We start from the raw sequence: 7,866 nt of genomic DNA, 5'->3' as shown, positions 1-7,866 counted from the left end.
TGTCGACGGCGCAAGGGAACACCTCGGAGAAGCTCGCCTCGCTGCTGTGCTGCCTGCCGGAGGCGGCGGTGCCGCAGGAGGTCGCCTACGAAAACACCTTCCGCGTCGTGGTCAGCCAGTTCCTCGACCGCTTCAATTTCGATCTGGGCACGGTGAAGCGCAGTTGCGTCCACTTCGTCCAGCCGGACGGCCGCATCGTCCCCTTCGACACCTTCAACACCTTCTACCGACCGGGCGCGGCAGGCGCCGCGGCTCTGGCGCGGGGGCGGCAGCCGTGACGGGGAAGCGGGATCGCGAGGACGCTCGCTGGAACGGCTACATCCTGACGGCCGCTGGTGGTCTGATCGGGTTGCTGTGCGGGACCTGCACCTGGAACGGGCTGCACAATGGCGATCCCTTCTACCGGCCGCTGGCTTACGTCGGCGTCGCGCCCATCGCCTTCGGCGTCTGGCTGTTTGTCGGCGGGCCGGGGCGGGTTTTGACGAACAGCGAACCATGACCCAGCGCAGCAACCCCGTCCTAGGTTTCTTCGGCATGGCGCTGATAGCGGTCGGAGGGCTGATGACCGTCCTCTGCGGGCTCTGCACCGGGGTCTTCGTCCTGGGCGGCCTGTTCGGAGGCCGGGGCGACGTGTTCGGCGGCGGCGAGGTGGCGCTCCTGGCGCTGATCATCGGCGGACTTCCCACCGCCATCGGGATCGGCCTGTTCTACGGCGGCCGCAGGATGTTGCGGGCCTCCGACCCGCCGAAGATCGTCGTGCGCCTCGACGAGCCGCAGGACGGGCCTACGCCCTGACGCCCCCGCTAGGCTGGAGGGCGCCGGCCGTGCTACGGCCCCTCCCATGGTTCGCAAGGCCGCAAACCCGTCCGGTTGCAACGAAGCCACCCTCGTGGGGCTCCGGGACGGCCGCGTGCGCGCGATCTAGCCTTCCCCTCCAGAGCCCCGCCGGATCGGCCGGGGCTCGTGCGGACCACAGGAAGGCGCTCCCCGGCTTCCGGCATCTTTCGACCAGGATCGAAAATGACCGAGATGCGAACCCCTCTGCCCCCCACGCCGACGCTGGAGACCCGGCGGCTCGTCCTGCGCCCCCTGCGCGAGGACGACGTTCCCGCGATCCAGCGGATCTTCCCGCAGTGGGAGGTCGTCCGCCACCTGAACGCCCAGGTGCCATGGCCCTATCCCGACGACGGCGCCGCCACGAACATGGCCGACTGCCTCGCCCAGCGGGCGCGGGGCGAGAAGATGTTCTGGGCCATCACGCTCCGGGGCTCGGACGAGTTGCGCGGGCGCATCGACCTGTGGCCCGGCGACGAGACGACACGGGACAACCGCGGCTTCTGGCTCGATCCGCGGCTCCACGGGCAGGGACTGATGTTCGAGGCCGCCGAGGCGGTGACCCGCTACGCCTTCGAGGTCCTGGACTGGCCTGAGCTGTGGCTGACCAACGCCCAGGCGAACCAAGGCTCGCGCCGCATCAAGGAGAAGCAAGGCGCGCAGCTCATCGACGTGACGCCGAACGTCTATGTGAGCGGGCCGGGCTTGCGCGAGACGTGGCGACTGACCCGCGAAGCCTGGCGGGCGAGGCCGGGCGACAGGGCGTGATTGCCCAGCATTTCGGCACGATCTGCCCGAAAAACCGGCGATCCGCGATTGAAGTCCGGCGTCAACCGGGCGCCTGTCCGGCGGGCGGTCGACCGGGCGTCTGCCCACGCCCTATGCAGGGCTTGCCCGGCGCATAGGCAGATTGGCGGACCAACCGCCGGCGGCGCGGGCGAAGGGGACGATCCGATGCGCCGTGCAATGGGGCTGGCCGGACTTTCGACGCTCGTTTTCACGGCAGGCGCGGGCATCGCCCACGCCCAGGCGGCGGCGCCCGCCGCGCCGCCGGCCGCCGATCCCGCCAACACCGCCTGGATCCTGGCGGCGACCGCGCTGGTGCTGTTCATGACGCTGCCCGGTCTGGCCCTGTTCTACGCGGGCCTGGTGCGGTCGAAGAACGCGCTCAGCGTGATGATGCACTGCGTGGCCATCGCCTGCCTCGGCTCGGTGCTGTGGCTCCTGGGCGGCTACAGCCTGGCCTTCTCGGGTGCGAACCCGATCGTCGGCGACCTGGCCAAGTTCGGCCTGCCCGGCGGCCGCGACGCGGTGTCGGGCACGCTGCCCGAGACCGTCTTCTTCGCCTTCCAGATGACCTTCGCGATCATCACGCCGGCCCTCATCGTCGGCGCCTACGTCGAGCGGATCAAGTTCGGCGCGGTCCTGCTCTTCTCGGGTCTGTGGCTGCTGCTGGTCTACGCACCCGTCTGCCACTGGGTGTGGGGCGGCGGCTGGCTCGCCGGTCTCAAGGTCATGGACTACGCCGGCGGGCTCGTGGTGCACGCCACGGCGGGCATCTCGTCGCTCGTGGCCGTGGCCATGCTGGGCCCGCGCGACGGCTTCCCGAAGGAGCTGCACCCGCCGCACAACCCCGGCATGACCATGATGGGCGCGGGCATGCTCTGGGTCGGCTGGTATGGCTTCAACGCCGGCTCGGCGCTGGCGGCGGACGCCGCGGCCGGCTCGGCCCTGGTGGCCACCCATCTCTCCGCTTCGACCGCCGGCCTCGTCTGGGCGGTGATCGAGAAGATCCGCTTCGGCCGCGCCAGCATGGTGGGCGTCGTCACGGGCGTGGTGGCGGGCCTGGCCACCGTCACCCCGGCCTCGGGCTTCGTGGGACCGGTTGGCGGGGTCGTCCTGGGCGCGCTCGCGAGCGTCGTCTGCCTGCACGCCGTCGAACTCGTGAAGCATCGCCTCAAGCTGGACGACAGCCTCGACGTCTTCGCCGTCCACGGCGTGGGCGGCATCCTGGGGACGCTGCTGGTGGCCGTGCTGGCCTCGCCGATGTTCGGCGGCGCCGGCTATGCGGAGGGCATGGACATGGGCGCCCAGGCGGGCGTGCAGGTCCTGGGCGTGGCCGCGGTCTGCGCCTGGTCGGCGGTGGCCTCTGCGGCGATCCTGTTCCTGTGCCGCGCCACGGTGGGCCTGCGCGCCTCGCCCGAAGCCATCGAGGACGGCCTCGACATGTCCACCCACGGCGAGCGGGCGTACCAGAACTAGCGCTGCGTCCGCCCCGCCGCCGCACTTCACCGCAGAGATCGCGCGGACGTTCGCGTGGCCCGTCTTCCAGAGCTGATCAGCGCCTGAACACGGCCGCCGGCCCTCAAGCGGCCGCCTGCCGGGCCGAGGCGCCCAGGATGCGGGCGCGAGCGATCTCGTTGGCCACCTCGTGGCTCGGCCGGCGCTCCACCCGGGCCTGCTCCAGGACCTCCTCCAGGGTGAGCGCCAGGCGGTCGAGCTTCTGGTCGACCCAGGCCGGATCGAAGGCCTCGCCACGGTCCAGCGCGCGGATCTCGCCCGCCACGTTGATGATCCCGCCGCCGTTGATGACGTAGTCCGGCGCGTAGAGGATCCCGCGGCGGAAGAGCTCCAGGCCGGCCTCGGCGTCCGCCAGCTGGTTGTTGGCCCCGCCGGCGATGATGCGGGCGCGGATGCGCGGCAGGGTGTCCAGGCTGACGGCGCCGCCCAGCGCGCAGGGGGCGAAGACGTCCACGTCGGCGTCGAAGATCGCGGACGGCGGCACGATCTCGGCCCCGGTCTCGGCGGCCACGCGGCGCAGCGCCTCGCCGTTGACGTCCGTCAGCACGAGCCGGGCGCCGGCGGCGTGCAGCTTCCTGGCCAGGTAGCCGCCGACGTTGCCGACGCCCTGGATCGCCACGCGAACGCCGTCCAGCTCGCGGTTCAGCGCGCGGCGGACACAGAGGCGCACGCCTCGGAAGACGCCCTCGGCGGTCACCGGGCTGGGGTCGCCGGAGGCGGCGGGGTGCCCCTCGAGGCCGGCGACGTAGCGGGTGCGCCGGCGGGCGTGCTGCAGGTCGGCGACCGAGACGCCGACGTCCTCGGCGGTCCAGTACTTGCCGCCGACGTCCTCGACCGCCCGGCCGAAGGCCTCGAACAGGGCCGGAGTCTTCTGGGTGCGTGAGTCCCCGATGATCACGCTCTTGCCGCCGCCCAGGTCCAGGTCGGCCATGGCGTTCTTGTACGACATGGCGCGGCTGAGCTTCAGCGCGTCGTCCAGCGCCTCGGCGGCGCTGGCGTAGGGCCACATCCGGCAGCCGCCGGCGGCCGGCCCGCGGGCGGTGGAGTGCACGGCGATGATCGCCTTGAGGCCGGATTTTTCATCCGAAAAGGCGTGGACGCCTTCATGACCCTCGAATGCGGGAGAATCGAACAAGGTCATGCTGCGAACTCTACACCTGGGGGGAGGATTTTCGCGGGATGTACGCTCCCGCGGGCCATCTCACAACCCCGCGGCGCGCCGGGAGGTGTCCAGGGTGTCGCGGGCGCCCGGGATCGGCGGCGCGTTCGACGGCAGCGGGGCCTGGGCGTCGCGGATGAAGGCCAGGATGTCGGCGATGACCACCGCGCGCTGGCGATCGCGGGTCAGAAGGTGATGCCCGGCGGCGTAGTAGGCCGAGCGGTCGGAGGCCTTGAGCCCCTTCGCCGCCTTGAACGCCGCGTTCTTCGGGATGATGTCGTCCTTGGCGCCGTACAGGTAGAGCGTCGGCGCCTGGTCGTCGCCGATGGCGTCGGCGGCGCGGTCCATCAGCTTGACGAGGCCGTAGAGGGTGTCCGACCGGGCGCCCCAGATCATCAGCCGGTCGCGGCCCATGGCGATCAGCTCCTCGCGGTTGTCGGTGGGGTAGATGCGCGACGTGAGCCACCGCGGCGGGGTGTAGACCTTGGCGCCCGTGAAGTTGGCCGCGAGCCAGAGCAGCGTCTTGTTGGGCAGGGGCTGGGAGTCGAACCCCCAGACTCCCGGCGCCGAGAGGATCAGCCGGTCGGCGGCGGGCGGGTTGTCGGAGGCGAAGGCGAGCGCGGCGACCGAGCCGCCCATGCTCTCGCCCACCACCGCGATCTTCGCGCCGGGATGCCGGGCGCGGGCCAGGGCGACGACGGTGCGGAGGTCCTCGACCATGAGGTCCTGCCCTGCCCAGACCCCGCGCATCGGCGAACGGCCGAAGCCCCGCTGGTCGTAGGCGATGGTGGTGACGCCCTCGGCCGCCAGGGCCCCGCCCAGGAAATGGAAGGCGTTGGCGTAGTCGTTCATGCCGTGGACGGCGACCACCACCGCCCAGGGCTCCCCCGTCGTCGCCGGCCAGGTCGTCAGGCCCAGCTTCGCCCCGTCGAACGAGACGACGGCGTCGGCGCGCAGTTCGGGCCCCGCAAAGCCGGCCGGCGGCTGCAGCGCCGTCTGCCGGAGCATGGGCGCGCACGCCGAAAGCGCGAACAGCAGGAGGACGAGGGCGAGGCGCGTCATCGTGGCGATCGACTATAGGCGCCTCGCCGGAGCGGAAAAGGCGGTCCGCTGACGCGGGTGGGCTAGGCCCGCTCCACGCCGAACATGCGGAACTCCTGCTCGCACCAGCCCGCGAACGACGGACGGGCCAGGATGGCGGCCGCGTGCGCCGCGACCTTGGGATAGCGCGCGGCGTCCGGCTTCACGCCGATGAGCGCCAGGTTCTGGAACGGGCTCGCCACCGCGAGGTCGGCCAGCGTCAGGCGATCCTCGATCAGGAAGCCCGAGGCCGGGATCTGGCCCTCCAGATAGTCGAGGATCGGCGGCAGCTCGGTCGCCTCGGCGGCGTCCGCGGCGGCGAGGTCGCCCTCGCGCCCCATCACCCGCGGCGCGACGAAGCGGTTGAAGAACATCTTGCCGATGGTCGCCACCATCATCGTGTCGGCGAACTCCTCGAACCAGATGGTCCGCGCCCGGGCCTTCGGCTCGGTCGGGATCAGGTAAGGCTCGGGCTGGACGGCGTCGAGGTAGGTGATGATCGCCGTGGAGTCGGCCAGCATGAAGTCGCCGTCCTGGAAGGCCGGCATCTTGCCGAATGGGCTGGCGAGCCTGAACTCGGGCGGACCGCCGCCCATGCCGGCCGCGACCAGCTCCAGCGCCATCCCCTTCTCGGCCGCGAACGCCAGGGTCTTGCGCACGTAGGGGCTCGCGGAATTGCCGTAGAGTTTCATGAGTTTGCTCCGTCATCCGGCAGCGGCAGGCGCATGCGCCAGACGCCCTTGAAGGTCTCGGGATCGGCCGGCTTGTTGTGCCGCAGGATCACGATCCGGCCGGCGCGCGCCAGGCCCACGGCCACGGCGCGCACCTTGCCGAGCTCGCGCCGCCAGCCGGCGGAATCGACCGCCCGGGCCACGTCCTCGGGCGAGACCGACTTGCCGGGCGGCAGCTTGTCCAGGAGCTCGAGGATGGCCGCTTCGACGGCGGCGCTCATCAGCCGCCCCGCTTCAGCGTCTCGCGGGCGATGATCACCTGCTGGATCTGGCTGGTGCCCTCGTAGATCCGGAAGATCCGGACGTCCCGGTAGAAGCGCTCGATGCCGTAGTCCGCGATGTAGCCGGCGCCGCCGAAGATCTGCACCGCCTTGTCCGCCACCCGGCCCACCATCTCGGAGGCGAAGTACTTGGCCGCCGCGGCCTCCATGGTGACGTTCTGGCCCGCGTCGCGCTTGCGGGCGGTCTCCATCGTCAGCGCCTTGGCCGCTAGCGCCTCGGTCTTGCAATCCGCGATCATGCCCTGGATCAGCTGGAAGCTGCTGATGGCCTGGCCGAACTGCTTGCGATCGGAGGCATAGGCCACGCAGTCGGCGATCAGCCGCTCGGCCACGCCCACGCACAGCGCCGAGATGTGCAGGCGGCCCTTGTCGAGCACCTGCATGGCCACCTTGAAGCCCTCGCCCTCGGCGCCGATGCGGTTCTCGGCCGGCACGCGGACGTTGTCGAAGAAGACCTCCGACACGGGCGCGCCCTGCTGGCCCATCTTCTTCTCGGCCTTGCCGACGGTGACGCCCGGCGCGTCACGCTCGACGAGGAAGGCCGAGACCCCGCCGCCCCCCGGCTTGTTCGGGTCGGTGCGGGCCATGACCGTGAAAAGGTGCGCCCGCGCGGCGTTGGTGATGTACCGCTTTGCCCCGTTGATCACGTAGTGGTCGCCGTCGCGCACGGCGCGGGTCTGCACGGCGCCGGAATCGGACCCGGCCTCGGGCTCGGTCAGCGCGAACGAGGTGATGATCTCGCCCGAGGCGATGCCCGGCAGGTACTTCTCCTTCTGGGCTTCCGTCCCGAACATCACCAGCGCCTGGCTGCCGATGCCCACGTTGGTGCCGAAGGTCGAGCGGAAGGCCGGGCTGGTCCGCCCCAGCTCGACGACGACCAGGCACTCGTCCTCCATGGAGAGGTCCAGGCCGCCGTACTGTTCAGGGATCGACAGGCCGAAGAGACCCAGGCCCTTCATCTCGTCGACCACGTCCTGCGGCATGGCGTCGTCCTCCGCCACCTGGGCCTCCAGGGGACGGAGCCGCTCGGTGACGAAGCGGCGGACGGTGTCGATCAGCTGGTCGCGGGTCTCGGCGTCGAGCGCCATGCGGGCAGTCCTTCCGAAGTGTGGCGTCTAGTGGCAGGTGAAGGTGGGCGGCTTGGGCTTCAGCAGGTCCTTGCCGGTGCTGTCGTAGCGTTGCCGCCACGTCTCGACCCCGATGTTGGGACGGGTTTCGCAGGACTGGACCGGCTGGCGGTGCTTGCGCTTGGCCCACGCCGGCACGCCGTTGGCGTCGACCGCCTGGGACGCGGGCAGCGGCGCGGGCTTCGCCGGGCCGCCCTGCGCGGACGGCGGCGGCGCGACCGGCGCCGTGCCGTCGGCCGGCGGCTGGGCGGCGGCCAGGATCATCGCGGCGATGAGGCTCAGCATGTTGTGCGGCCTTGCATGACGGCCCCCCGATGGGCTGTAAGCGGAGCGTCAAACTAGTGTTCGAACCT

Annotated in this window: 10 protein-coding genes and 1 pseudogene; 5 read left to right on the top strand and 6 right to left on the bottom strand. The window is 71.2% G+C overall.

Annotation, left to right across the window (positions count from 1 at the left end; translation table 11 throughout):
* From JNK30_RS21505 to JNK30_RS21485, 5 genes and pseudogenes are all read left to right on the top strand, one after another.
* Window positions 1–278, top strand: a pseudogene (locus JNK30_RS21505) (radical SAM protein); the annotation flags it as partial.
* Window positions 275–499, top strand: a complete 225-nt coding sequence (locus tag JNK30_RS21500) for a hypothetical protein (protein WP_293485580.1) — start codon at window positions 275–277, stop codon at window positions 497–499. The pseudogene JNK30_RS21505 and the gene JNK30_RS21500, both read left to right, overlap by 4 nt.
* Before the next feature lie 62 nt (window positions 500–561).
* Entirely contained in the window at window positions 562–795 is a 234-nt protein-coding gene (locus JNK30_RS21495) for a hypothetical protein (protein WP_293485578.1), read from the top strand.
* Between the two features lie 234 nt (window positions 796–1,029).
* Window positions 1,030–1,602 (top strand): GNAT family N-acetyltransferase, encoded by a 573-nt coding sequence (locus JNK30_RS21490; protein WP_293485576.1) that lies wholly within the window; start codon window positions 1,030–1,032, stop codon window positions 1,600–1,602.
* 186 nt (window positions 1,603–1,788) lie between these two features.
* Window positions 1,789–3,096: an ammonium transporter gene (locus JNK30_RS21485; protein ID WP_293485574.1), complete on the top strand. Its 1,308-nt coding sequence runs from the start codon at window positions 1,789–1,791 to the stop codon at window positions 3,094–3,096.
* A gap of 103 nt (window positions 3,097–3,199) precedes the next feature.
* Here the strand turns inward: JNK30_RS21485 and JNK30_RS21480 are convergent, their stop codons facing one another.
* From JNK30_RS21480 to JNK30_RS21455, 6 genes are all read right to left on the bottom strand, one after another.
* Window positions 3,200–4,276 carry a Glu/Leu/Phe/Val dehydrogenase dimerization domain-containing protein gene (locus tag JNK30_RS21480; RefSeq protein WP_293485572.1) on the bottom strand — a complete coding sequence of 359 codons (1,077 nt, stop codon included), beginning with the start codon at window positions 4,274–4,276 and terminating at the stop codon, window positions 3,200–3,202.
* 60 nt (window positions 4,277–4,336) lie between these two features.
* Complete coding sequence (locus JNK30_RS21475) at window positions 4,337–5,356, bottom strand: alpha/beta fold hydrolase (protein WP_293485570.1); 1,020 nt, start codon at window positions 5,354–5,356, stop codon at window positions 4,337–4,339.
* Between the two features lie 62 nt (window positions 5,357–5,418).
* A complete protein-coding gene (locus tag JNK30_RS21470; protein ID WP_293485568.1) occupies window positions 5,419–6,066 on the bottom strand; it encodes a glutathione S-transferase family protein in 648 nt (215 codons plus the stop codon).
* Window positions 6,063–6,326 carry a DUF3253 domain-containing protein gene (locus tag JNK30_RS21465; protein WP_293485566.1) on the bottom strand — a complete coding sequence of 88 codons (264 nt, stop codon included), beginning with the start codon at window positions 6,324–6,326 and terminating at the stop codon, window positions 6,063–6,065. The genes JNK30_RS21470 and JNK30_RS21465 overlap by 4 nt, the downstream gene beginning before the upstream one ends.
* Complete coding sequence (locus JNK30_RS21460) at window positions 6,326–7,474, bottom strand: acyl-CoA dehydrogenase family protein (RefSeq protein ID WP_293485564.1); 1,149 nt, start codon at window positions 7,472–7,474, stop codon at window positions 6,326–6,328. The genes JNK30_RS21465 and JNK30_RS21460 overlap by 1 nt, the downstream gene beginning before the upstream one ends.
* Before the next feature lie 27 nt (window positions 7,475–7,501).
* Complete coding sequence (locus tag JNK30_RS21455; protein ID WP_293485562.1) at window positions 7,502–7,798, bottom strand: hypothetical protein; 297 nt, start codon at window positions 7,796–7,798, stop codon at window positions 7,502–7,504.
* Window positions 7,799–7,866: the final 68 nt, after the last annotated feature.

Source organism: Phenylobacterium sp. (genome assembly GCF_016793225.1).
Lineage (GTDB): Bacteria > Pseudomonadota > Alphaproteobacteria > Caulobacterales > Caulobacteraceae > Phenylobacterium.
This window is presented reverse-complemented; position numbering and strand designations above follow the sequence as displayed.

What these genes read in the sequence shown, in the direction of transcription:
- JNK30_RS21465 (WP_293485566.1), bottom strand. Translation starts at nt 6,326, where the DNA reads ATGAGCGCCGCCGTCGAAGCGGCCATCCTCGAGCTCCTGGACAAGCTG.
- JNK30_RS21485 (WP_293485574.1), top strand. Translation starts at nt 1,789, where the DNA reads ATGCGCCGTGCAATGGGGCTGGCCGGACTTTCGACGCTCGTTTTCACG.
- JNK30_RS21495 (WP_293485578.1), top strand. Translation starts at nt 562, where the DNA reads ATGACCGTCCTCTGCGGGCTCTGCACCGGGGTCTTCGTCCTGGGCGGC.
- JNK30_RS21480 (WP_293485572.1), bottom strand. Translation starts at nt 4,276, where the DNA reads ATGACCTTGTTCGATTCTCCCGCATTCGAGGGTCATGAAGGCGTCCAC.
- JNK30_RS21470 (WP_293485568.1), bottom strand. Translation starts at nt 6,066, where the DNA reads ATGAAACTCTACGGCAATTCCGCGAGCCCCTACGTGCGCAAGACCCTG.
- JNK30_RS21460 (WP_293485564.1), bottom strand. Translation starts at nt 7,474, where the DNA reads ATGGCGCTCGACGCCGAGACCCGCGACCAGCTGATCGACACCGTCCGC.
- JNK30_RS21475 (WP_293485570.1), bottom strand. Translation starts at nt 5,356, where the DNA reads ATGACGCGCCTCGCCCTCGTCCTCCTGCTGTTCGCGCTTTCGGCGTGC.
- JNK30_RS21490 (WP_293485576.1), top strand. Translation starts at nt 1,030, where the DNA reads ATGCGAACCCCTCTGCCCCCCACGCCGACGCTGGAGACCCGGCGGCTC.
- JNK30_RS21455 (WP_293485562.1), bottom strand. Translation starts at nt 7,798, where the DNA reads ATGCTGAGCCTCATCGCCGCGATGATCCTGGCCGCCGCCCAGCCGCCG.